The organism is Ralstonia sp. PBBBR1, from assembly GCF_002256165.1.
Lineage (GTDB): Bacteria > Pseudomonadota > Gammaproteobacteria > Burkholderiales > Burkholderiaceae > Ralstonia > Ralstonia thomasii.
The window spans coordinates 450165-474635 of sequence record NZ_NKIL01000002.1 but is presented as its reverse complement, the minus strand read 5'-3'; the positions used below and the strand labels follow the sequence as shown (position 1 = coordinate 474635).

General features: G+C 63.2%; 21 protein-coding genes. 15 read left to right on the top strand and 6 right to left on the bottom strand.

The genetic code is table 11. From position 1 onward, the window contains the following. Positions 1-7 precede the first annotated feature (7 nt). Genes ccoO through CFE42_RS02250 form a run of 6 tightly spaced genes read left to right on the top strand, consistent with a single transcriptional unit; the run spans position 8 to position 3796 of the window. Complete coding sequence (gene ccoO, locus CFE42_RS02275) at positions 8-709, top strand: cytochrome-c oxidase, cbb3-type subunit II (RefSeq protein WP_004626393.1); 702 nt, start codon at positions 8-10, stop codon at positions 707-709. 3 nt (positions 710-712) lie between these two features. Then, positions 713-895 (top strand): cbb3-type cytochrome oxidase subunit 3, encoded by a 183-nt coding sequence (locus tag CFE42_RS02270; protein ID WP_004626396.1) that lies wholly within the window; start codon positions 713-715, stop codon positions 893-895. A gap of 12 nt (positions 896-907) precedes the next feature. After that, positions 908-1831 (top strand): cytochrome-c oxidase, cbb3-type subunit III, encoded by a 924-nt coding sequence (gene ccoP / locus CFE42_RS02265; RefSeq protein ID WP_004626397.1) that lies wholly within the window; start codon positions 908-910, stop codon positions 1829-1831. Beyond that, positions 1828-3291 carry a cytochrome c oxidase accessory protein CcoG gene (ccoG, locus tag CFE42_RS02260; RefSeq protein WP_004626400.1) on the top strand — a complete coding sequence of 488 codons (1464 nt, stop codon included), beginning with the start codon at positions 1828-1830 and terminating at the stop codon, positions 3289-3291. Before ccoP ends, ccoG begins: the two co-directional genes overlap by 4 nt. Positions 3292-3317: 26 nt before the next feature. Then, positions 3318-3545 (top strand): FixH family protein, encoded by a 228-nt coding sequence (locus tag CFE42_RS02255; protein WP_004626403.1) that lies wholly within the window; start codon positions 3318-3320, stop codon positions 3543-3545. Beyond that, positions 3542-3796, top strand: a complete 255-nt coding sequence (locus CFE42_RS02250) for a hypothetical protein (RefSeq protein ID WP_004626404.1) — start codon at positions 3542-3544, stop codon at positions 3794-3796. Before CFE42_RS02255 ends, CFE42_RS02250 begins: the two co-directional genes overlap by 4 nt. A gap of 21 nt (positions 3797-3817) precedes the next feature. Here the strand turns inward: CFE42_RS02250 and fnr are convergent, their stop codons facing one another. After that, positions 3818-4546, bottom strand: coding sequence for a fumarate/nitrate reduction transcriptional regulator Fnr (fnr, locus tag CFE42_RS02245; protein WP_080633364.1), 729 nt, complete (start codon positions 4544-4546; stop codon positions 3818-3820). A gap of 176 nt (positions 4547-4722) precedes the next feature. Here fnr and CFE42_RS02240 point away from each other — a divergent pair, with 176 nt between their 5' ends. From CFE42_RS02240 to truB, 8 genes are all read left to right on the top strand, one after another. Further along, on the top strand, positions 4723-5466 hold the full coding sequence (locus CFE42_RS02240; protein WP_004626410.1) for a sulfite exporter TauE/SafE family protein: 744 nt from the start codon (positions 4723-4725) through the stop codon (positions 5464-5466). 487 nt (positions 5467-5953) lie between these two features. Further along, complete coding sequence (gene scpB / locus CFE42_RS02235) at positions 5954-6796, top strand: SMC-Scp complex subunit ScpB (RefSeq protein ID WP_012435349.1); 843 nt, start codon at positions 5954-5956, stop codon at positions 6794-6796. Positions 6797-6886: 90 nt separating this feature from the next. Next, positions 6887-8671: a pseudouridine synthase gene (locus CFE42_RS02230; protein WP_004626414.1), complete on the top strand. Its 1785-nt coding sequence runs from the start codon at positions 6887-6889 to the stop codon at positions 8669-8671. 206 nt (positions 8672-8877) lie between these two features. Next, complete coding sequence (gene rimP, locus CFE42_RS02225; protein WP_004626417.1) at positions 8878-9366, top strand: ribosome maturation factor RimP; 489 nt, start codon at positions 8878-8880, stop codon at positions 9364-9366. Then, positions 9363-10838, top strand: a complete 1476-nt coding sequence (nusA, locus tag CFE42_RS02220) for a transcription termination factor NusA (RefSeq protein ID WP_004626418.1) — start codon at positions 9363-9365, stop codon at positions 10836-10838. Before rimP ends, nusA begins: the two co-directional genes overlap by 4 nt. A gap of 62 nt (positions 10839-10900) precedes the next feature. After that, a complete protein-coding gene (gene infB / locus CFE42_RS02215; RefSeq protein WP_004626420.1) occupies positions 10901-13795 on the top strand; it encodes a translation initiation factor IF-2 in 2895 nt (964 codons plus the stop codon). 127 nt (positions 13796-13922) lie between these two features. Continuing rightward, complete coding sequence (gene rbfA, locus CFE42_RS02210) at positions 13923-14294, top strand: 30S ribosome-binding factor RbfA (protein WP_004626422.1); 372 nt, start codon at positions 13923-13925, stop codon at positions 14292-14294. A gap of 1 nt (position 14295) precedes the next feature. Then, the gene (truB, locus tag CFE42_RS02205; protein ID WP_012435352.1) at positions 14296-15252 is read left to right on the top strand and encodes a tRNA pseudouridine(55) synthase TruB; all 957 of its coding nucleotides are present in this window, start codon (positions 14296-14298) and stop codon (positions 15250-15252) included. Positions 15253-15318: 66 nt separating this feature from the next. On the opposite strand, the gene CFE42_RS02200 is transcribed toward truB, so the two are convergent. The 4 genes from CFE42_RS02200 to CFE42_RS02185 all read right to left on the bottom strand — a co-directional run bounded on the left by CFE42_RS02200 (position 15319) and on the right by CFE42_RS02185 (position 20342). Then, a complete protein-coding gene (locus CFE42_RS02200; protein WP_004626426.1) occupies positions 15319-16875 on the bottom strand; it encodes a DHA2 family efflux MFS transporter permease subunit in 1557 nt (518 codons plus the stop codon). A gap of 3 nt (positions 16876-16878) precedes the next feature. Beyond that, positions 16879-18156, bottom strand: a complete 1278-nt coding sequence (locus tag CFE42_RS02195) for an HlyD family secretion protein (protein ID WP_004626428.1) — start codon at positions 18154-18156, stop codon at positions 16879-16881. Positions 18157-18212: 56 nt separating this feature from the next. Beyond that, positions 18213-19742: an AdeC/AdeK/OprM family multidrug efflux complex outer membrane factor gene (locus CFE42_RS02190; RefSeq protein WP_004626430.1), complete on the bottom strand. Its 1530-nt coding sequence runs from the start codon at positions 19740-19742 to the stop codon at positions 18213-18215. A gap of 81 nt (positions 19743-19823) precedes the next feature. Continuing rightward, a complete protein-coding gene (locus CFE42_RS02185; RefSeq protein WP_012435355.1) occupies positions 19824-20342 on the bottom strand; it encodes a MarR family transcriptional regulator in 519 nt (172 codons plus the stop codon). Positions 20343-20592: 250 nt separating this feature from the next. Between CFE42_RS02185 and typA the strand changes: the two genes are divergently transcribed. After that, the gene (gene typA, locus CFE42_RS02180) at positions 20593-22413 is read left to right on the top strand and encodes a translational GTPase TypA (protein ID WP_004626434.1); all 1821 of its coding nucleotides are present in this window, start codon (positions 20593-20595) and stop codon (positions 22411-22413) included. Between the two features lie 315 nt (positions 22414-22728). Here typA and CFE42_RS02175 read toward each other — a convergent pair whose 3' ends face one another. Then, positions 22729-24318, bottom strand: coding sequence for a rhodanese-like domain-containing protein (locus CFE42_RS02175; RefSeq protein WP_004626435.1), 1590 nt, complete (start codon positions 24316-24318; stop codon positions 22729-22731). Positions 24319-24471: the final 153 nt, after the last annotated feature.

Below are 24471 nucleotides of genomic sequence, written 5' to 3'. Positions count from 1 at the left end.
GGGGAACATGAGCAACCAATCCAACAAGTTTTTCTCGCACGAGACGCTGGAAAAGAACATCGGCTTGCTGATTGTGATGACGCTCGTCGTCGTCAGCATTGCGGGCCTGGTGCAGATTTTGCCGCTCTTCTTCCAGCATTCGACCACTGAACCGGTCAAGGGCGTCGCCCCGTATTCGCCGCTGCGGCTGGCGGGGCGCGACATCTACATTCGCGAAGGCTGTGTCGGCTGCCACTCGCAGCAAGTGCGTACGCTGCGCGCCGAGACCGAGCGCTATGGCCACTACTCGCTGGCCGGCGAGTCGGTGTTCGATCACCCGTTCCTGTGGGGTTCCAAGCGTACGGGCCCGGATCTGGCGCGCGTGGGACAACGCTACTCCGATGACTGGCATCGCATCCACTTGCGCGATCCGCGTGAGGTGGTGCCCGAGTCGAACATGCCGTCGTATGCGTGGCTCTCGAAGACGCCGCTGGACAACAGCGACATCGAAAAGAAGATGCACGTCCTGCGTCAGCTGGGTGTGCCTTACACGGATGCCCAGATCGCTGGTGCGCGCGAGCAACTCGCAGGCAAAACGGAAGAAGACGCCGTGGTCGCTTATCTGCAAGGCCTTGGCGTTGAGTTGCGTAACGTCCGGGACGTGGCTGTCGCTCCGCCTGCTCCGCCTGCTCCGCCTGCTGCGCCTGCCACTGTTGCTGCCAAGGAGTAAGCCATGGCCATGCTGAGTGCAATTGCGACTGCCGTCTTTCTCGTGCTGTTCGTCTGCATTACCTGGTGGGCATTCTCCGCGCATCGCCGCGCTGCAAATACGGAATCGGCCATGCTGCCGTTCCTGCTGCCCGATGAGGCCGAGGTCGCCGGTGCGCGCGCAGACGCGTCGCGCCCGCATCAATAAGGACACAGAATCATGAGCGACTTCATTTCGGAGTTCTGGGGGTATTACATCGCTGCGATCGCCCTTGTCGGCATCGTGTGGTGTGTCTGGTTGCTGTTTTCGCAGCGGCGCATTCAGATTGCGCCCGGTCATAGCGCGGGCGAGGACACCGGCCATGTGTGGGACGGCGACCTGCGCGAACTGAACAACCCGCTGCCACGCTGGTGGATGTGGATGTTCCTGCTGTCGTGCATCTTTGCGTTGGGGTACCTGATCCTCTACCCCGGGTTGGGTTCATACGGTGGCGTGCTCGGTTTCTCGACACGCGGCGAATTGGCCTCGCAGCGTGCTGCGGCCGATGCACAGGTTCGCCCGGTCTATGAACGCTATGCCGGCATGGATATCAAGCAAATCGCCGCAGATCCTCAGGCCCATGAGATCGGCCAGCGCCTGTTCCTGAACAACTGCGCGCAGTGCCACGGCTCTGACGCGGGCGGCTCAAAGGGCTTCCCGAACCTGACCGACAACGACTGGCTGTACGGCGGCGAGCCTGAGACGATCCTGACCACGATCACCAAGGGGCGTCACGGAGTCATGCCATCGCTGGTAGCGGTGGTGGACGGCAATCAGGCTGTCAACGTGGCCAACTACGTGCGCTCGCTGTCGGGCCTGGCTTACGACCCGATCAAGGCAGCGCGCGGTGAACCGACGTTCAAGTCGGTTTGCGCGGCCTGCCACATGGCAACCGGCAAGGGCAATCAGGCGCTCGGCGCCCCCAACCTGACCGACCGCGTCTGGCTGTACGGCAGTTCGGAAGCGACCATCGTCGAGACCATCCTCAAAGGCCGTGACAACACGATGCCGGCACACGAGAACCTGCTCTCGCCGGAGAAAATCCGCATGCTGGCGGCCTATGTCTGGGGTCTGTCGAACAGCAACACGAGTCACGCGCAATGAGCGACAAAGAACCAGCCTGGCGCCCGATGACGCCCGCCACTGCGGCGGCGGGCGCCGAGGACGCACCGACCGAGCAGATGCTCTATGAGGTCCGGCGCAAGATCTATCCGCGCGCCGTAACAGGCGCCTTTGCGCGTTGGCGCGTCTGGCTGGTGTTGGCCACGCAAGCCATCTTTTATGGCTTGCCGTGGTTTCAGTGGAATGGTCGCCAAGCAGTGCTGTTCGACCTGGGCGCTCGCAAGTTCTACCTCTTTGGCCTCGTGTTGTGGCCGCAGGATGTCATCTATCTGGCAGTGCTGCTGGTGCTATCGGCGCTGGCGCTGTTCCTGTTCACGGCGGTGGCGGGCCGGCTCTTTTGCGGCTATGCCTGCCCGCAGACGGTCTACACCGAAATCTTCATGTGGATCGAGCGCCATGTCGAAGGCGACCGCTTTGCCCGCATCCGGCTCGACGGTGAGCGTTGGAGCCTGCGCAAGCTGCGTCTCAAGGTCACCAAGCATTCGGCCTGGGTGCTGATCGCGTTGTGGACGGGCTTCACCTTCGTGGGCTTCTTCACGCCGATCCGCGATCTGGGCATGGAGACCTGGACGCTGTCGCTCGGCCCTTGGCAGACTTTCTGGATGCTCTTCTACGCATTCGCGACATGGGGCAACGCTGGTTTCATGCGCGAGCAGGTGTGCCGCTACATGTGTCCCTACGCTCGTTTCCAGAGCGTGATGGTCGATCCCGATACCTACGTCGTGACTTATGACACCCTGCGCGGCGAGCCGCGCGGCAGTCGTTCGCGCAACGCCGATTTCGAAGCGCAAGGTCTGGGTTCCTGCGTCGACTGCAGCATCTGTGTACAGGTGTGCCCGACCGGCATCGACATCCGCCAAGGGCTGCAATACGAATGCATTGGTTGCGGCGCCTGCATTGATGCCTGCGATCAGGTCATGGACAAGATGCGCTACCCGCGCGGTCTGATCCGCTATACGTCCGAACGCGCAATGCGCGATCGGCTCAGCCCGAAGGACGCCCGGCGACATCTGCTGCGTCCGCGCGTGCTGATCTATACCGGGATCATGCTTGTGCTCATCACCGGCTTCATCGTGGCATTGGCCATGCGTCAGCCGCTCAAGGTTGACGTGATTCGTGATCGTGGTGCACTGGCGCGTGAAGTGGACGGGGGCAAGATCGAGAACGTTTACCGCCTGCAGTTGATGAACGCGTCCGAGCTCCCCATGCGCGTGACCATCACAGCAGAGGGCATGCCGGAACTGGATGTGCAGGGCGGTCGTGGCGAGTCGACCACACTGGAGCTGCCACCGGCGGCCAACCGACTGCTGCCAGTGCGCGTACGCCGGCCGGCCGATGATGCCGCCCCCGGCTCGCACAAAATCCGTTTCGTCATCCACGCAGACAGCGGTAGCGCCAGCCTCGTACTGCGCGAACCGTCGAGCTTCATCGTGCCGCGCTGATGCGGCATCCCCAACAGGAGGCAACGATGCACGCAACGCAATCTTCCGCGCAGGCCCGTCCCTGGTGGCGCGAGCCTTGGCCGTGGCTCCTGATGGCTGGGCCGTTTGTTGCCATGATCGGCTGCGGCGTCACCATCTGGCTGGCGATGACGCATCCCGACGCCGTTATTCACGACAACGTCGTGCGCCACGGTTTGGTCGTTGAAAAGACGGCCGTCGCGCCGGCACATGGTATTCACGCGGAGGCCCGATGAAGCGTCGACTGCTGATGTGGATTCTGTGGCCGGCATTTCTGTCGGCCGCGTTGGCTGAACTGGTGGTCTTTGCAGTGGTGGACCCCGCCGACCTGCGTTTCTTCGGCGAACAGATCACCGTGTCGGCCCAGGCGGTCTACACGGTATCGTTCTTTGTGTTCTGGTTGCTGTGCGGATTGTCGAGCGCGCTGACGCTCTACGTGTCCCCGGGCATCGGCAAACTGGAAGCGCATGAACACCCGCTCGTGTGAGCGGGCGCCATGGAAGGAGCCTCAAGCGGCTTGACCGCTCATGACCTGGCGCAGGCCGGCCAGGTCGATTAGTTTGACGTGGCGTTGGCGGATCTGGATGAGACCCGCTTCGGCAAAGCGCGAGAACAGGCGGCTGACGGTTTCGAGCTTGAGGCCCAGATAGCTGCCGAGTTCTTCGCGGCTCATGCGCAGCACAAATTCGGTTGACGAATAACCCCGCTGGGCTGAACGCTTCGAGAGGTTGAGCAGGAACGCTGCCAGACGCTCCTCCGCACGCATGGAACCGAGCGTGAGCAGCATCAGATGATCCTGCGAGATCTCCTTGCTCATGATGCGCAGGAACTGATGCTGCAGCGAAGGCAGCCGACGCGAAAGGTGTTGCAACTCGTCGTAGCGCACCACGCAGACTTCGGTATCTTCGAGCGCGGTGGCATCCGACACATGGCGCATATCGCCAATGCCATCGAGCCCGACGATTTCGCCTGGCAGGTGAAACCCCGTGATCTGGTGCCGGCCGTCTTCGAGCGTCAGATGGGTTTTGAGCGTACCGAAACGAATGCCGTAAACCGCTTCCAGCGGCTCCCCGAGCGAATAGAGCGATTGCCCCTTCTTAATGCGGATGCGCTCGCCGACCAAATCGTCCATCTTGCGCACGTCGTCCGAGTTCATTCCCACCGGCAGGCAGATTTGCCCGAGTACACAGGTGGAGCAACGCGAGGCTTGGTCGGTAAGTGCGATTCGAGTGAGCACGGGCGGGGGCGAGTTTCGGGAAAGTGAAATGAGTAATTCTTGTGGTGCAGCTCAGCTTATTATAACGGCGACCTTCTTGTCCTCGGACATTTCCGATGCGGCAAAACGCGTCAATTACGCTTAGTTCGCAACAGTAAAACAAAAACCTTGGTCCATATCAAAAGAGCGTCAGAAAGATGAGTGCTGCAGCGCTTCTGAGCGTTTTCCTCATCGCATTGCTCGGCGGTGTGCATTGTCTGGCGATGTGCAGCGGGATCGCACTTGCAGCCGAACGTGGAACTGTGGCGGTACGGGTCGTGTCGCGTCGCCGACTATGGTTCGAGCAGGTCGTCATGCATGCCGGCCGGCTGACCACCTACGCGCTGCTTGGCGCAATCATGGGTGCGATGGGCGCGACCTTCTGGCGCCAGCAATGGCTGCCGATTCAACGCGGCTTGTTTGCCTTCGCCAGTGTATTGCTACTCACCTATGGGATTTTGCTGCTCGTGCGCTCCGCCGGAGATGCGTGGCGCAGTGTGTGGCTTGAGCGCTTGCTCGGCCGCGTCGCTGGCCGCCTGTCTCGGGGGGCTGCCACACTGGGCGGCACGCTGCAACGTCAGCCGCCGTTGCTACGCCGCTATATCACGGGTATGGCCTGGGGACTGGTGCCGTGCGGCATGGTCTACGGCGCATTGGCTGTGGCGTTGCTGGCAGGCAACGCTGCCTCCGGGGCTGTGGTCATGCTCGCCTTTGGTGCGGGTACGCTGCCCAACCTGTTGATGATGTCTGGCTTCGCTGGGTGGCTGCGCGGCTTGTCGCGCCGCCGGTGGGTGCGTGGCGCGGCCGGCATCGCCATTGCGGGGTTCGGGATATGGGGGCTGGTGCACGCGATCTGGCTGCCAGAGATGCTCAACGCACACGGATTCTGTCTGGTGCTGTAGGCGTTTAAAGCACGCGTAAATCGCCATCCGGCCTTGGATGGGAGGCTAGATCATCTTCCCGGTTGCGGCGCCGCTGGAAATTGCCCTACAATCGATAGCAATTCGATTCGCCACCCGCGTAAATCAACAATCCCAAGCGCGGCGCCAAGCGATGCCTTCCAGCGGTAGTGTCACCCTGGACAGTCGATTCGGGCGGACTGCCGTTCTTCTTGGTAGTCGTCCGGTGCAGTATCCGTCCACATGGCGGCGGAAGAAATTGCCCTTGTGGTGCCTGACCGGCACCGGATCAACTCGCTCCTCCGGCCCTTACTTTGCGGGCATAGCCACTGCGTTTCGGTGCAGGGCCCAATTGAATCAATTGGCCTTCGCGCGCCGGGCCCGGGCGGGCAATAGCAATCAGAAATGCCGCGAGCGTCGCGGCGGGACGACAAACCTCAAGCGTGACGGCGACTGGCCGCGCGCGAGCAATGACGAGCCGCTCAACCCGATGAATACCCAAGAGGCGAAGATCGTCCTCGAAACCGCGCTGATCTGCGCGCAGGACCCGTTGCGAGTCAATGACTTGCGCAAGCTGTTCGACGAAGATGTTTCCGCAGACACCATTCGTGTGCTGCTCGAAGAGCTGCGCCAGGACTGGCTGAATCGCGGTGTCGAACTGGTTGCACTGGCCTCCGGCTGGCGCCTGCAGAGCCGCCCCGAGATGCGTGTGTATCTCGACCGCCTGCACCCGGAAAAACCACCCAAGTACTCGCGCGCGGTGATGGAGACACTTGCGATCATCGCTTACCGCCAGCCGGTCACGCGCGGCGATATCGAAGACATTCGCGGTGTTACGGTCAACACGCAGGTCATCAAGCAGATTGAAGACCGCGGCTGGATCGAAGTCATCGGTCATCGCGACGTGCCTGGTCGCCCTGCGCTGTATGCGACGACCAAGCAGTTTCTCGATGACCTTGGCTTGCGCTCGCTGGACGAGCTGCCGCCGCTCGAGGATGCCCGCGCCCAGGCGCAGGCGAGCCTGCTGGAGCAGGGCGCCATTGAGTTCGAGGGCGGCGCAATTGCGGTGGAAGAGCTGACAGCGTTGGTCAACGACGCGCCGGAGGGCGCGGAAAGCGCAGCGGCTTCGGTGGAGGAACCGGCCGGATCGCCGGTTGCCGAGGCTTCCGTTGTGGTCGCCGGTGAAACGCCGGCGCAGCCTGAGATCGCGCCGCGCGAGGAACCGGCCCTGGAAACCGAGGCGCAAGCGGTGAGTGCGACCGAGGTTGCGTCAGGGCCTGAACACAAAACACCGGTCGAGTTGCCAGCAGCTCCCGCCAATGAACATTCGTAACGCCATGCCCGCCGTGCAGTCGGCGGATGGCTTGAACCCCTAGATTTGAAAGACGTTGTGAGCACCCAGCCAGATTCCATGGATACACGTATGCCGGCCGACGCCGACGCTCAGCCGCCGCGACAAGACGGCGGTGATGGGACTGAGGCCACCCCTCGCCGCAAGGGTTTGCGCCGAGGCTTGCGCAACCTCGTGGCTTCGCGCCGCCAGCAGCAGGATGGTCGCCCTGAGGGCGAAGCCGCAGATGCGGGTGGTGCAGACGCCGGCCAGCCTGCGCAACCGCGCAAGACCCGCGCGCCACGGGCGCGCAAGCCGAAAGAGGCGGCTGGTGAGCCGGTGGTAGTTGCTGCAGAAGGTGCTGCGACGGCCGAACAGGCGCCAGCAGAAAACCAGGGCGAGAGACGTGGCCCGCGCGGCCGTTTCGGCAAGAACCGCCGCCGTCAAGGCGAAGGTCAGCCGCTGGAGCGCGCCGAGCGCAACGACCGTGTGGAAGGTGCTGGCGGTAAGAACACCGGGGGTCGTGGCAAGTCGCAGAACCGCAACGGCAAACCGCAAGGCAAGGCAGGCGGCGCGAACCAGAATCGCGGGGGCAAGGGGCTGAAGGGAGGCAAGGGCTCTGAAGACGTCTTCCAATACGTGATTTCCGGGGCGTACGACTCCGAGGCTGACACCGGCGGTGCATCGCAGCCTCCCAAGGCGCGCGAACTGACCTCCGAAGACGACGCTCCCAAACTGCACAAAATCCTGGCTGATGCCGGGCTTGGCTCTCGCCGCGACATGGAAGACCTGATCCTGCAAGGGCGCGTCTCCGTGAATGGCCTGCCGGCTCATATCGGTCAACGCATTCTCGCGACCGACCAGGTGCGCGTGAACGGCAAGCTGATCCAGCGCAAGTTGCCGAACAAGCCGCCGCGCGTGCTGCTGTATCACAAGCCGTCGGGTGAAATCGTCAGCCAGTCCGATCCGGAAGGTCGTCCGACGGTGTTCGACGCGTTGCCGCGCATGAAGACCGGCAAGTGGGTCGCCGTCGGCCGCCTCGACTTCAATACCGAGGGCCTGCTGATTTTCACGACCTCCGGCGATATCGCCAACCGGTTCATGCACCCGCGCTATGGTGTTGAGCGTGAATACGCGGTGCGTACGCTGGGCGAGCTGGCCGAAACTGACCGTCAGAAGCTGTTGCACGGTATCTCGCTCCAGGACGGCGAAGCCAACTTCCTGCGCTGCGTCGATGGCGGCGGCGAAGGTGTCAACCACTGGTACCACGTCGCCCTGACCGAGGGGCGGAACCGCGAAGTGCGGCGCATGTTTGAGGCGGTCAACCTGACCGTGTCGCGGCTGATCCGGACGCGCTATGGCAGCTTCGTACTGCCGCGCGGCCTTAAGCGGGGCCGTTGGCAGGAGGTGTCGGCCGAGGATGTGCGTACGCTGATGGGCACGCTGGGCATGAAGGTGCCGACGGCGAGTTCTGGCGGTGGGCAAGACCGCCAGGGCAATCGTCGCCGTGGTCCGGCGCCGGTGCTGATGGGGCCGATGTCCTCTGGTTTTGCGGGGGAAGCCAACTTCCAGTCACGTGGTATGGGCGTTGAAAACGGTAATCGCGCGCAACCCGCGCAGCGCCGTCCGTCCAGCCCGCGTCAGCCGGATCCGATGCAGACGTCCATGGGCTACATCAATGTGGGAGGCCCGACCACGCTCACAGCGCGAACTCGTATGGGCGATCGTGCGAACGGCCGTGGCGGTGCGGGGGCGGGTGGTGGCGTGCGTGATGGCAATCGCGCACCCGGCAACAAGCGCCCCGGAAAGAGCGCTGGCGGCATGCCGAACGGCAACAAGGCGCCACGCGGTGGTGGCAAACGCGGCGGTAAGCGTTAAAAATGCGGGCGTTGTGTGCGGCATTCGTCGCAACGCCCCATTTTGTGGCGGCTTCGGGGCAATTTTTGCCTTTTGCCTCGAAGCGTATTACAATGTGAGTCTAATCAAAAGTCATCCTGCAGAAGATGGGCGAATGATATGGGCGTTGCGCCCATTTTTTTTTGCTTCAGCAGGTTGGCCATACCGGGAAATTCTTCAGGAAAAACGTGCATCTGACTGATCTGATTGAGAAAACCCTCACCGCCATGGGGTACGAGCTGGTGGAAGTGGAGCGCGCGCCTGCCGGGCTGCTGCGCGTGTATATCGATCAGGCAGAGAACGGCGTCGTCATTGAAGATTGCGAAAAAGTGAGTCATCAACTCACGCGCGTGTTCGAAGTTGAAAACGTCAACTACGAACGGCTGGAAGTGTCGTCGCCTGGGCTGGACCGCCCGCTACGCACGCTGGCCGACTTCACGCGCTTCGCCGGCCTTGAGGCCAAGGTGACGCTGCGCTTGCCGGTGGATGGACAGAAGAATTTCACGGGAATCATTCAGGCTCCGACGGGCGAGCCAGGCCAGGAACGGATCGGCCTTGAGTTTGAGGGCAAGGAAGGCCCTGCGCTGCTGGGATTCACGCTGTCGGAACTCGACCGCGCCCGGCTGGTGCCCGTGCTGGACTTCAAAGGAAATCGAAACAAAGGGAACAAGCAATGAGCCGCGAAGTTCTGTTGCTCGTCGATGCGCTTGCGCGCGAAAAAAACGTCGACAAGGATGTGGTGTTCGGGGCGCTGGAGGCCGCATTGGCTTCGGCGACCAAGAAGCGCTTTGAAGAAGACGTGGATGTGCGCGTGGCGATCGACCGTGAGTCGGGCGAACACGAAACCTTCCGTCGCTGGCTCGTCGTTCCCGACGATGCAGGCCTGCAGGAGCCGGACAAGCAGATTCTGCTGTTTGAAGCCAAGGAGCAGGACGCTGACATCGAGGTCGACGATTTCGTCGAAGAGCAGATCGAATCGGTCGAGTTTGGCCGCATCGGCGCGCAGGCTGCCAAGCAGGTGATCCTGCAGCGCATCCGCGATGCCGAGCGCGAGCAGATCCTGAACGACTACCTGGATCGTGGCGAGAAGGTCATGACCGGCACGATCAAGCGCGCCGACAAGAAGGGCCTGATCGTAGAAACCGGTCGCGTCGAGGCGCTGCTGGCCCGCGACCAGATGATCCCGAAGGAAAATCTGCGCACGGGCGACCGTGTCCGCGCGTACATCCTGAATGTCGACCGTACCGCACGTGGCCCGCAGATCGAGCTTTCGCGCACCTGCCCCGAGTTCCTGATCAAGCTCTTCGAAAACGAAGTGCCGGAAATGGAACAGGGCCTGCTGGAGATCAAGGCCGCCGCGCGCGATCCGGGCGTGCGTGCGAAAATCGCGGTCGTTGCACATGACAAGCGCATCGACCCGATTGGCACTTGCGTCGGCGTGCGCGGCACCCGTGTGACCGCCGTGCGTAACGAAGTTGGTGGCGAAGCTGTAGACATCGTGCTGTGGTCGGAAGACCCGGCGCAGTTTGTGATTGGTGCGCTGGCGCCGGCACAAGTGCAGTCCATCGTCGTGGACGAGGAAAAGCACAGCATGGACGTGGTGGTCGACGAGGAAAATCTCGCCGTGGCCATCGGCCGTAGCGGCCAGAACGTTCGCCTGGCGTCGGAATTGACCGGCTGGCAGATCAACATCATGACGCCGGCAGAGTCTGCGCAAAAGCAGGCGGAAGAAAGCTCCGTCGTTCGCCAGTTGTTCATGGCGAAGCTGGACGTGGACGAAGAGGTTGCCGACATCCTGATCGAGGAGGGCTTCAGCTCGCTCGAGGAAGTGGCCTACGTGCCGCTGCAGGAAATGCTGGAAATCGAAGCGTTCGACGAAGACACCGTCAATGAGCTGCGTAACCGCGCTCGAGACGTGTTGTTGACGATGGAGCTGGCGAAGGAAGAAAGGGTCGAGAAGGTGTCGCAAGACCTGCGCGACCTCGAGGGGCTGACCCCGGAGCTGATCGGCAAGCTGGCCGAGGGGAACATCCAGACGCGCGACGACTTGGCCGAGCTGGCCGTGGACGAATTGGTCGAGATGACCGGCGTCGACGAAGAACAAGCCAAGGCGCTGATCATGAAGGCGCGTGAACACTGGTTTTCGTGAGTCGCATAAACGTTGATCGTTTATCGCAATCCTCACTGAAACCAAGCATCGAAAGGGTTTGAATGGCAAGCACAACAGTTGCCCAGCTCGCTGGCGAATTGAACCGTAGTGCATCAGCACTGCTGGAACAATTGCAGGCCGCGGGCGTGCAAAAGGCGACGCCGGAAGACGTCATCACCGAATCGGACAAGACCCGTTTGCTCGACTATCTCAAGCGAGCACACGGCAGCGCCGAGGATGGCGCGCGCAAGAAGATCACGATCACCAAGCGCGAAACCAGCGAAATCCGCCAGGCGGATGCCACGGGTAAGACGCGTACCGTGCAAGTGGAAGTCAAGAAGAAGCGCGTGCTGGTCAAGCGTGATGAGCCGAACGCGGCACTGGCTGAATCGGAAGCGGCTGAGGCTGCGCCGGTGGTCGATGCCGAGGAAGTCGCGCGTCGCGAGGAAGAACATCGTCGCCAGGCCGAATTGCTGGCCCATCAGGAAGCCGAGCTCAAGGCGCGCCAGGAGGCGATGGAGCGCGAGGAAGCTGAGAGGCGCGCCCGTCAGGAGGCCGCCGAGGCCGAGCAGAAGCGTCAGGCTGAACTCGCTGCCAAGAAGGCGGAAGAGGAGGCCGTTGCTGCCCGCGCTGCTGCTGAAGCGTCGGACGAAGCCCCGCGCCGCAAGGCCGAGGAAGACGCCGCGCGTCTGGCAACCGAGCGCGAAGCGGCGCAGAAGGCTGCCGACGAGGCGCGCGTCGCTGCCGACAAGATCAAGGCTGAGGAAGACGCCGCGCGTAAGCGCCGCGAAGCTGCCGAAGCAGAAGCCCGCGCGATCCGCGAGATGATGAGCGCCCCGGCTCGCGTGCTGAAGACGCCCGCCGAGCGCAAGGCTGAAGAGGTCAAGAAGGCCGAGCAATCGGGCACGCTGCACAAGCCGGTCAAGCCGGCTGGCGAAGCACGTCCGGCAGCAGCCAAGAAGCCGGCAGCTCCGGCACCGGCTGCTGCACCGGCACCGGGCTCGCCGGCTGGTGACAAGAAGGGCGGCCGTGGCAAGTCAGGCTGGCAGGACGACAACCGTGGTGGCAAGCGTGGTGGTCTGAAGACTCGCGGCGATACCGGCGGTGGCGCAGACGGCTGGCGCTCCGGCTCCAAGGGCGGCCGCAACCGTCATGGCGACGATAACCGCAATGCCTTCCAGGCACCGACCGAGCCGGTCGTGCGTGAAGTGCACGTGCCGGAAACGATCTCCGTTGCCGATCTGGCACACAAGATGTCGGTCAAGGCCGCCGAAGTCATCAAGCAGATGATGAAGCTCGGCCAGATGGTTACGATCAACCAGGTGCTGGACCAAGAGACCGCGATGATCGTGGTCGAAGAAATGGGTCACCAGGCGGTCGCAGCCAAGCTGGACGATCCGGAAGCGATGCTGGTTGGGGACGTGCAGGAGCAAACCAACGCGGAAGCCGAAACCCGTCCGCCGGTCGTGACCGTGATGGGCCACGTCGACCACGGCAAGACCTCGCTGCTGGACTACATCCGTCGCGCCAAGGTTGCGGCGGGCGAAGCCGGCGGCATTACGCAGCATATCGGCGCGTATCACGTCGAGACCGATCGCGGCGTTATTACGTTCCTGGACACCCCGGGTCACGAGGCCTTTACGGCCATGCGTGCACGCGGCGCCAAGGCGACCGACATCGTGATTCTGGTAGTGGCGGCCGACGATGGCGTCATGCCGCAGACGAAGGAAGCCATCGCGCACGCGAAGGCCGCCGGCGTGCCCATCGTGGTGGCGATCACCAAGGTCGACAAGCCCGAAGCCAACCCCGACCGCGTCAAGCAGGAGCTGGTGGCTGAGAGCGTGATTCCGGAAGAGTACGGCGGCGATGTGCCGTTCGTGCCGGTGTCCGCCAAGACTGGCGAAGGTATCGACAGCCTGCTGGAAAACGTGCTGCTGCAAGCCGAAGTGCTGGAACTGAAGGCGCCGGTCAACGCGCCGGCCAAGGGTCTGGTGGTGGAAGCGCAGTTGGACAAGGGCAAGGGTCCGATCGCTACGGTGCTGGTGCAGAGCGGTACGCTCAAGCGCGGCGACGTGGTGCTCGCGGGCACGGCCTATGGCCGCGTGCGCGCCATGCTGGACGAAAACGGCAAGCCGGCCAAGGATGCTGGTCCGTCGATCCCGGTGGAAATCCAGGGTCTGTCGGAAGTGCCGGGTGCCGGTGAAGAAGTGCTGGTGCTGCCGGACGAGCGCAAGGCACGCGAAATCGCGCTGTTCCGCCAAGGCAAGTTCCGCGATGTGAAGCTGGCACGCCAGCAGGCTGCCAAGCTGGAAAACATGCTGGAACAGATGAGCGAAGGCGACGTGAAGTCGCTGCCGCTGATTATCAAGGCCGACGTGCAGGGCTCGCAGGAAGCGCTGGTGCATTCGCTCAAGAAGCTGTCGACAGACGAAGTGCGTGTGCAGATTGTGCACGCCGCAGTGGGCGGTATCACCGAGTCGGACGTCAACCTGGCAACCGCGTCGAAGGCCGTCATCATCGGCTTCAACACGCGGGCCGATGCCGGTGCGCGCAAGCTGGCAGAGAACCACGGCATCGACATCCGCTACTACAACATCATCTATGACGCTGTGGATGAGGTGAAGGCGGCGATGTCGGGCATGCTGTCGCCTGAAAAGCGCGAAGAGACGACAGGTCTTGTCGAGGTGCGCCAGGTCTTCCACGTGCCGAAGGTTGGCGCAGTCGCCGGCTGTATGGTGCTGGACGGTTTCGTCAAGCGCAATTCGCTGGTGCGGGTGCTGCGTGCGAACGTGGTCATCTTCTCGGGCGAACTCGATTCGCTCAAGCGCTTCAAGGACGACGTGAAGGAAGTGAAGCAAGGCTTCGAGTGCGGCCTGTCGATCAAGAACTTCAACGACGTTCAGGAAGGCGATCAGCTCGAGGTCTACGAGATCACTGAGGTGGCGCGTACGCTGTAATACGTTGGCCGGGCGCTGCGGTGTCCGGCTCGACTTTGCGACGGTGGCCCGGGCGCGTCCCGCGCCACCGTTTTGTCTTTTTGGGCCAGCCGGCGCGTGCTGTCGGCGCCCATGTGAGGAATACTCTATGCCGAAGAAATCGGGATCGGCCGCTGGCCGCAACGTGCGCATCGCCGATCAGATCCAGCGCGATCTGGCCGAGTTGATCCAGCGCGAAATCAAGAACCCGGCAATGGGCCTGGTGACGCTGCAATCCGTGACGCTCACGCCAGACTACGCGCACGCCAAGATCTACTTCACGGTGCTGGGTGCCGAGCCGGAAGTCGCCGGCGCCATCCTGAACGAGAAGGCGGGCTACCTGCATTCGCTGTTGTTCAAGCGCCTGCACATCCATACGGTGCCGACACTGCATTTCCACTTCGACGGTTCGGTCGAGCGCGGTATCGAGATGTCGCGCCTGATCGATGAGGCCAACGCCACGCGTGCCAAAGACGATTGAGATGGCTGAGCACCAAGTGCCCAGGCCCCAAAAGCCGCCGCGTCGTGATGTGCATGGCGTGCTGCTCCTAGACAAGCCGATCGGCTGGTCGAGCAACGATGCGCTGATCCGCGCCAAACGCCTGCTGTGGGCCAAGAAGGCGGGGCATACCGGCACGCTCGATCCGCTTGCTACGGGACTGTTGCCCCTGTGTTTTGGCGAGGCGACCAAGTTTTCGCAGGATCTGCTCGATGCGGACAAGACGTACGAAACCGTCGTGCGCCTCGGGATCAGGACGAGTACCGCAGACGCGGAAGGCGAGGTGCTGAGCGAGCGCCCGGTATCGGTCACGCCCGAGCAACTGCAGGCAGCCATCGCGCGCTTCGTCGGCGAGATCGACCAGGTGCCGCCGATGCACTCGGCGCTGAAGAAGGACGGCAAGCCGCTGTACGAGTACGCCCGTGCGGGGCAAACGGTGGAACGTGCTGCGCGTCGGGTAACGATCTACGCGATTGATGTGCTGGCAACCGACCTGCAATCGGCTGAACCGACGGTCACGTTGCGCGTGTCATGCAGTAAAGGAACATACATCCGCACGTTGGGTGAAGACATTGGCGAAGCGCTGGGCTGCGGTGGGCATCTGGTTGCGCTGCGTCGCACCCAGGTGGGCAACCTCACGCTGGACGGCGCCGTGACACTCGAAGCGTTGGACGCTGCTGCTGAAGATGCACGTGGTGCATTGCTGGCGCCGGTCGATGCGCTGTTGCAGACGCTGCCGCGCGTGGAGCTGGATGCGCAAGAGAGCCGTCGCTTCCTGCATGGCCAGCGCTTGCCGTTGCAATTGGCGTTGCCGAATGCAGACCAGGTGCGCGTCTACGGCGTGCGTGACGCGATCGCGGCGGATGCCACTGCGTCGCTGCTCGGAGTGGCTGCCTGGCAAGGCGGTGTGCTCCGGCCGGAGCGGCTCGTGCATCTTTAAGCCGATCGGCTGACCAAAAAAGCCACGCAGCTACGCGTGGCTTTTTTTTGTTCGCGCGATCTTGGATCAGTGCGCGCCGGCTGCAGCTTCTGCGCCGGCGGCCGACTTCGCCGGCTTGGTCAGCCAGATGAAGACGATCAGCACGATAAACAGTACGGCCGAAATCCAGAAGATATCGTTGGCGCCCAGCATTGCGGCCTGCTGCGAGATCACACGTTCGATCACGCCATGGGCCTGCAGGTTGGGCATGCCCAATTGCGTGTACTGGTTGATCGACGACGCATAGGCCGGGTTGTACGGATTCACGTGTTCAACCAGTTGCGCATGGTGCAGGGCGGAGCGGTTGTCCCACACCGTGGTCGAGATCGATGCACCGATACCGCCGAACATGATCCGCACAAAGTTCGATAGCCCGGAGGCGGCCGGAATCCGCTCGGGCGACAGACCCGACAGGATGATCGACGTGAGCGGGATGAAGAACATCGCCATGGCCGCGCCCTGGATCAGCGTCGGGATCATCAGCGTCCACGTATCTACCTGTACGGTAAAGCGCGAGCGCATCCAGAACACCAGCGCGAAGGTCATAAACGCCGTTGTCGCGACCCAGCGTGCATCCATCTTCGGCAGGTTCTTGCCGATCACGGGCGAGAGAATGATGGCGAAGATGCCCACCGGTGCCATGATCAGGCCCGCATCGGTGGCGGTGTAGCCGACGATGGTCTGCAGCCATAGCGGCAGGATCACGAGGTTGCCGAAGAACAGGCCGTACGCCACGGAGATGGCGACGACACCCGCGCTGAAGTTGCGGCCCTTGAACAGCGTCAGATCGACCACGGGGTGATCTTCGGTCAGCTCCCATATGAGGAAGAACGCGAAGCCCACGATGGCGACGACCGTCAGCACCACGACTTCGGTCGAGTTGAACCAGTCGAGTTCCTTGCCGCGATCGAGCATCAACTGAAGCGAGCCGACCCACAGGATCAACAGCGCCAGGCCGATCTTGTCGATGGGCAGCGAACGTGTCGGCGATTCACGGTCCTTGTAGATGACCCACGTCGCATAGGCAGCCAGGATGCCCACCGGGATGTTGATGTAGAAGATCCAGGGCCAGCTCATGTTGTCGGAGATCCAGCCGCCGAAGATCGGGCCCATGATTGGCGCGACCAGCGTCGTCATACCCCACAGCGCCAACGCCATTGAGCTTTTGGCGGGCGGATAGGTCGACAGCAGCAACGATTGCGACAGCGGAATCATTGGGCCCGCCACAGCGCCCTGGATGATCCGGGCGGCGATCAGCATGCCCATATTGGGCGCCAGCCCGCACGCCCAAGACGACAACACGAACAGCAGGATCGACGTGACGAACAAGCGCACTTGCCCGAAACGCTGCGTCAACCACCCCGTGAGCGGCACCGAGATGGCGTTGGCCACCGCAAACGAGGTGATGACCCACGTGCCCTGGTTCGGGGCCACGCCCAGGTCGCCCGAAATGGCCGGGATCGACACGTTGGCGATGGACGAGTCCAGCACGTTCATGAAGGTGGCCAGCGACAACGCGACGGTACCGATCGCCAGCTTGGCGCCGGTCAGTGGCTGTAGCGGCTTGGGCGCGGCGGTTGCCATGCGTCAGACCTTGGGTGCGGGTTGCGAAGTGCGCGGAGCCGATGCGGCCGGCACGTTGGCGGCGGCCGGTGCCGTGGCGCCGCCTCGGCCGGCGTTGGCGGCGATGATGCTGGCGATGACCTGATCTGCGTCCTTGCCGGCCTGATCGTAGACGGTGGTTTGCAACGGCGATGCAGCCGGTGCGGTGGCCAGGCTCTGGCCGCCTTCATCATGGATGTCGACCTTGGCTTCCATCGACAGACCCACGCGTAGCGGATGGTCCTTCAATTCCTTTGGATCGAGCGACACGCGCACCGGCAGGCGCTGCACGACCTTGATCCAGTTGCCGGTGGCGTTCTGTGCCGGCAACAGCGAGAACGCCGAGCCCGTACCCGCCGAGAAACCGACCACCTTGCCGTGGTACGTCACGCTGCTGCCATACACGTCGGCCACCAGTTCAACCGGCTGGCCCACGCGCATGTGGCGCACCTGGACTTCCTTGAAGTTGGCGTCCACCCAGAGCTGATCCAGCGGCACGATGGCCATCAGCGGCGTGCCAGGAGCGACGCGCTGGCCGACCTGCACCGAACGCTTGGCCACATAGCCCGTGACCGATGCCGGCAGGCTAGTACGCGCATAGGCCAGGTAAGCCTCGCGGACCTTGGCGGCAGCCTGCAGCACGTTCGGATGACGCTCCAGCGTGGTCTGTTCCGTCAGCACACGGTTGCCTTGCAGCTGTTCCTTGGCGGCTTCCAGCGCGGACTGCGCAGCCTGCACGGCGGTTTGTGCGTGCGAGATTTCTTCCTGCGACACGGCGCCCGTACCGGCGATCTGCTTGCGGCGGGCCAAGTCATCCTTGGCCTTGGCGAGATCGCTTTCACGCATGGCCATCGTGGCGGTGAACGCGCTGGTGTTCGAGTACAGCGTGCGCACCTGGCGCACCGTTTGTGCGAGCGCGGCTTCGGCCTGCTCCAGCGCGACGCGTGCATCGGCCCGGTCCAGTTCGATCACGGGCTGGCCAGAGGTGACGAGTTGCGTGTCATCGGCGCGAATGGCGACCACGGTACCAGCCACTTGCGGTGTCACCTGGACCACGTTGCCTTGCACGTATGCATCGTCGGTCGACTCGAACCAGCGGCCGTACAGGCCCCAGTAGAGGCCGTAGCCGACGCCGGCAACCACCAGTGCGGCGGCCAGCGTGGTCAGCATGCGCTTGCGCTTGCCGTTGCCGGTAGGCGTTGCCGCGGGGGCTGCGGGCGCGGGAGCAGCGGACGGTGCGGCTTGGGGCTTGTTGTCACTCATGATGTTGGCTCGAAAGAATGCGTTGGAACGGTCGGTTCAGTTCAATTCAGTACAGGTCAGCCATGCGAGGCGGCGGCCTCAGGCTTGGCGCCCGGCAGGTCTTCTGCCGTATAGCCGCCGCCGAGGGCCTTGATGAGGGCCATCTGTGCGTCGAGTCGGCGTGCCTGCAGGTCGGTCGCGAGCTTGCGTTGCTGCAGCACGGTCGTCTCGGCGTTCAGCACGACCAGTTGCGTGCCGAGGCCGGCGCTGTAGCGTGTGCGGGCCAGGCTGTAGGCACGCTCAGCTTCGCTTAGGGCCGTGCGCTGGATCGTGATCTGCGAATCGATGCTGTGCAGCGTGGTGATCTGGTCAGCGGTATCGTGCAGGGCTTCGGTCAGCGTCTGGTTGTAGCTGGCGACGGCGGCGTCATAGTTGGCGTACTTGCCCCGCAGGTTGGCGCGCAGCTTGCCGCCCTCGAAGATCGGCAGCTTGAGCGCCGGACCGATGCCGAGCTGACGCGATGCGCCGAGCAGCAGGTTTTCCGGCGCGATCGAAGCCAGCCCCAGGAATGCAGTCAGGCTGATATCCGGCAGGAACTGTGCCTTGGCCACGTCGATGTCCTTCGACGCTGCTTCCACTCGCCAGCGTGCAGCCACGAGATCCGGGCGGCGGCCGATCAGATCGATGGTCAGATTGTTCGGCAGCTTGGGCGTGGCTTGTGCGAGCAGCGTCGGGCGCGCAATCGTCAAGCCGCGGTCCGGGCCCTTGCCCAGTAGCGCAGCCAGCTGGTTGCGTGCCAGCGTGATCTGCTCGTCAACCTGCTCCAGTTCCGTCTGCGCGGCAGCCACGTTGGCGCGCGCCTGCGTGGTCTCGACTTGCGTATCCAGGCCGGCACGCAAGCGTTGTCCGGCAAGGTTGGTCAAATCCTTGCGCTGCGCGATGGACCGTTCGGCCACGTCGCGCTGCGCATAGAGTGCAGCCAGCTTGGCGTAGGTGCGTGCCACCGTGGTCGACAGCATCAGTCGCGAAGCCTGGCTTTCCGCTTCGATCGACTTGTCGTCGGACAGCGCCGCTTCCAATGCGGAGCGATTCTTGCCCCAGAAATCCAGGTCGTAGCTCACGCCTAGCTGGATCTTCGATTCTGTGAACCAGCGGCCGGCCAGCGGCGTGCCTTCAAACATGTCGTATTCCGATAGACGCTGGCGCGTCATGTCGGCATCGAGCCCGACGCTCGGATACAGATTGCCGCGCACGACATCGGCCATCGCACGCGAAGCTCGGACGCGGGCAAAGGCGACTTGCAGGTTCGGGTTGTCCTTGATGGCCTCATCCACCAGCGCGCGCAATTGCGGATCGTTGAACTGATCGACCCAGTTCTGCGAAGGCCACTGGCCGCCTTCTGAGGGCAACGATTGCGCGCTCGCCAGCTGCCCCGGTGTTGTCAGCGTCTGCGTGCTATGCGAATTGCCGAGGTTCGCGCAACCAGCCAGCACGGCCAGCGTCACGGCGGAAAGCGCCACGCCCAGGCGTGCCGGCCATTGCGCGCGCGTGTTGCCAGCGCGGCTTAGGGGCGAAGGTGCCTGAGGGGCGGAGTTCAAGGCGTTCATGTTGTTCGTTGTATCAAGCGGTCGGGGAGAGCAAGAAGCGTTTGGTGCTGCGTGTCCATTTCGGACAAGGTGGCGTCAGTGTCAGTGATCGGCGGGGCGCATGCGGTGGCCCTCCGTGGCGGCACCGTTGTCGAGAATGCGCTTGAGAAGTCCGCGCAGCGTATCGACGTCGCCCGGCGTGAAGCCGGCAAAGAAACGATTCAGCACGTGCGTATAGATGGCCGGCATGCGGTCGGCCAAGTCCCGGCCGGCTTCGGTCACCTCCAGATGCACGACGCGGCGGTCGGATTCGCTGCGCACGCGCTCGATCAAGCCGCGCTTTTCCATGCGGCTGAGCATGCGTGTAAGCGAACCGATGTCGGTGTTCAGTTCGCGGCCGAGGTCGGTCGCGGTCTGGCATCGGCCGTTAGCGAGCAGCACCAGGCAACTGGCCTGGGAATGGGTGACGTCCATCGCGGCAACTTCCTGCTCGATGGCCATGGACAGCGCTGTCTTGGCGCGCCCGACGAGGTAGCCAACGCTTTCGCACATGCGGTAGTCCTCCACCCGGAAGAGCGTTCCGGCAGCAACTTCGGTGGCGGGTCTTGTCTGTTCGGACATCTTATGTATGCACAATCATTGTCCGGACAAATATACGAATTGACGCAGCAAACAGCAAGGTACTGAATGTGTGATTCCATTTTTAGAAATAATGAGTGATCTTATATTCACCCGATCCACGTTCCTTCACCGATTCATCAACGAGTGTCATGTATTGCGCATCGCAGCATGCTAGAATGTCAGGTTATTCCGCGAGCTGAATTTGGGTGCTGTCCCGGGCTCGTGTCACGTCTTTTCGAGTTCACATTCCATGCGCGCGCTTCGCAACATCGCCATCATTGCCCACGTTGACCACGGCAAAACCACACTGGTCGACCAGCTCCTTCGCCAAGCCGGCACGTTCCGCGAGAACGAACAGATCGCCGAGCGCGTGATGGATTCGAACGACATCGAAAAAGAGCGCGGCATCACGATCCTGGCCAAGAACTGCGCGGTCGAATACAACGGCACGCACATCAACATCGTCGACACGCCGGGGCACGCGGACTTCGGTGGTGAAGTGGAGCGTGTGCTCTCGATGGTCGATGGTGTGCTGCTGCTGGTGGATGCCGTGGAAGGCCCGATGCCGCAAACGCGTTTTGTGACGCGCAAGGCGCTGGCCCTGGGCCTGAAGCCGATCGTCGTGATCAACAAGGTGGACCGCCCGGGCGCGCGTCCGGAGTGGGTGATCAACCAGACCTTCGACCTGTTCGACAAGCTGGGCGCCAACGATGACCAGCTCGATTTCCCGGTGGTGTATGCCTCGGGCCTGAACGGCTACGCCGGCCTGACCGACGACGTGCGCGAAGGCGACATGAAGCCGCTGTTCGAGACCATTCTCGACAAGGTGCCGCAGCGTAACGACGACCCGAACGGTCCGTTCCAACTGCAGATCATCTCGCTGGACTACTCGAGCTACGTCGGCAAGATCGGCGTTGGCCGCATTACGCGCGGCCGCGTGCGTCCGCTGCAGGACGTGGTGGTCAAGTTCGGCCCGGAAGGCAACCCGATCAAGGGTCGTATCAACCAGGTGCTGAAGTTCCGTGGCCTGGAGCGCGAACTGGTGCAGGAAGCTGAAGCCGGCGACATCGTGCTGATCAACGGTATTGAAGAACTGGGCATCGGCTGCACCGTGTGCGCGCCCGACGCCCAGGAAGCCCTGCCGATGCTGAAGGTGGACGAGCCGACGCTGACGATGAACTTCTGCGTCAACACCTCGCCGCTGGCAGGACGTGAAGGCAAGTTCGTGACGAGCCGCCAGCTGCGCGACCGTCTGGACCGCGAGCTGAAGTCCAACGTGGCTCTGCGCGTGAAGGACACCGGCGACGACACGATCTTCGAAGTGTCGGGCCGTGGCGAACTGCACCTGACGATTCTGGTGGAAAACATGCGTCGTGAAGGCTACGAGCTGGCCGTGTCGCGCCCGCGCGTGGTGTTCAAGGAAATCGACGGTGTGAAGTGCGAGCCGTTCGAGCGCCTGACCGTGGACGTGGAAGACGGCCACCAGGGCGGCGTGATGGAAGAGCTGGGCCGCCGCAAGGGCGAACTGCTCGACATGGCGTCGGATGGCAAGGGCCGCACGCGTCTGGAATACCGCATTCCGGCCCGTGGCCTGATCGGCTTCCAGGGCGAATTCCTGACGCTCACGCGCGGCACGGGCCTAATCAGCCACATCTTCGACGACTACTCCCCGGTCAAGGAAGGTGATCTGGGCGAGCGTCACAACGGCGTGTTGATCTCGCAGGACGACGGCGCTGCCGTGGCCTACGCGCTGTGGAAGCTGCAGGATCGCGGCCGCATGTTCGTGTCGCCTGGCGACGCGCTGTACGAAGGCATGATCATCGGCATCCACAGCCGCGACAATGACCTGGTCGTGAACCCCATCAAGGGCAAGCAGCTGACCAACGTGCGCGCGTCGGGTACCGACGAAGCCGTGCGCCTGGTGCCGCCGATCCAGATGTCGCTGGAGTACGCGGTGGAATTCATCGCCGACGACGAGCTGGTGGAAGTCACGCCGAAGAGCATCCGCCTGCGCAAGCGCCACCTGAAGGAGCACGAGCGCAAGCGCGCATCGCGTGAAGAAGCGGTCTGATCGCCAGTCGATCTGCCAGGAAGAACGCCCCGAGGTTTCGGGGCGTTTTTTTTGCTCGGCGATGCCGCTAGTGCTATGCCTGAACGCTTGTGCCGGATCTTCGATCAGGTCTTGCGCATCTTCCAATCCGATGTGCAGGCGCACGATCGGGCTGGGCCAGCTGCAGACTGATCCGTGCAAGTGCGCGTGCCCGCCACATTACTGAACGTTGCTAGGCTCTCGAACCCGCCCCACGAGGTGCCAATACCGAACAGCGCCAGCGCATCTACGAAGCGCGCAGCGGCGACATGGTGCGTGGGTCTCAACGGTAGAGCGTCATGACTGCGCGCCACCCGCACCGACGCGAAAGGCGCCGAGTTCCTGCGCGTCGAGCTGAGCGAGCAGGCCGGTTTCCCAGGCCAGGTATTGCCTTGCCGCAGCCTTATTATCGTCATGCCGATCATGCACGAAGAAGAGATAGTCGATGCAATCGGCGTCAGGCGGTGCGCTGTCGGAACCTTCGGTGGCGTAGCCGGCGGCAGTCCACGCGGTGATGCCACCGGCCAGCAACTTGAGACGCGATGCGGCTTGCGGCGCGTGTGCTGCCCAATCTGCCGCGGCGAGCTGAGCGATGCGCGGGTCGTCGGCGATCAGGACGGTATCGCGGTCGTCGGCCAGGGCCGGCAAGCGTGGACGAATGGCCCATGTCGCGCCAGGCACATGGGCGCGGCGGAAGCTCATGCTGGGGCGCAGGTCGATCACATGTGCCGTGCCGGCCGCGAGCACAGTGGCGAGTGCTTGCGCGCTAACCTCGGGCAACGGTTGCGGCAACGCTGTTGTGGCCACCGGCAGGCTCGCGCGGCTGTCCAGGCCGTCGCGCAGCACATAGGCATCGTGACCAAGTTGCCGCAGCCAGCTGGCAACGATTGGCGCGCGGACGCCGTCGGCATCGAACAGCACGAGCCGCGCGTGGCGCACGCCGACGTACTGATCAGTTGCCTGGATCAACTGACCGCCCGGCGCATGCTGCGCGCCTTGTAGGCTGCCAGAGGCGAATTCCTCAGGTGTGCGGACATCGCACAGGTAGAGGCTGTGTTCGCCTTGTGCGACCCAGCGTGCGAGCGTTGCCGCATCCACCTCGGGAACGGCAGAGCGCGCGGCAAGTTGCTGACTGGCCTCGCGCATGTCCTTGACGTTAGCGGGCGCAATGACATCGGGATAGCGGCGGGTGCTGCCGTGTTCCAGTGGAAGGTCTTCCAGATACCAGCCTTGCGTGCCGTTCTCCAGCGCCATCACGGGGTTCGGGATGCCGAGGTTGATCAGCGTCTGCGCACCGATGATGCTGCGCGTGCGGCCCGCGCAGTTGACGACGATTGGCGTGGTTGCATCGGGGACAAGCTCGCGGATGCGCAGCCCCAGTTCGCCGTTCGGGCAGCAGATCGACGACGGGATCGTCATCTTCAGATATTCGCTGACGGGGCGGCCATCGACGATGACGACGTCGTCGCCGCGTTCACGCATGGCCGCAAGTTCACGCGCGGTGACGCGCGGCGTGTGGTACGCCCTCTCGACGAGTTCTCCGAAAGTTTTGGACGGCACGTTAACGCCGGCAAACAGCGTAAAGCCTGCCTGCGCCCACGCTTGTGCGCCGCCTTGCAGTACGTGCACGTTGGTGTAGCCCATGGTGTTCAGGCGATCGGCCGCGCGATCGGCAACGCCATCGTTGTCGTCATAAACGACCATGCGAACCGCGCGGCGTGGCGCAAGGCGCGGGGCATCGATCTCAAGTCGGCTGTACGGCAGCGGGATGGCGTAGAAGGGATGGGCTTCGCCATACTGGCCGTGCTCGCGCACGTCGAACAGCGCGATCTCGGCGCCGTCGTGCAGCCACGCTTTCAGGGCCTGGGCGGTAACGAACGATGTCATATCGACGCGAAACGAATCAAAAAGGGTTAGTGACGCCCCTCCGCGCACGCAGCGCGGATTGCAGGCAACGCGATTCGGGTTGAGGCTGAAACCGATTCAGTGTCGGAGCGCGATTTCTCTGCGGCTGGGGTGTCTGCCTGAACAGAGTGTTTG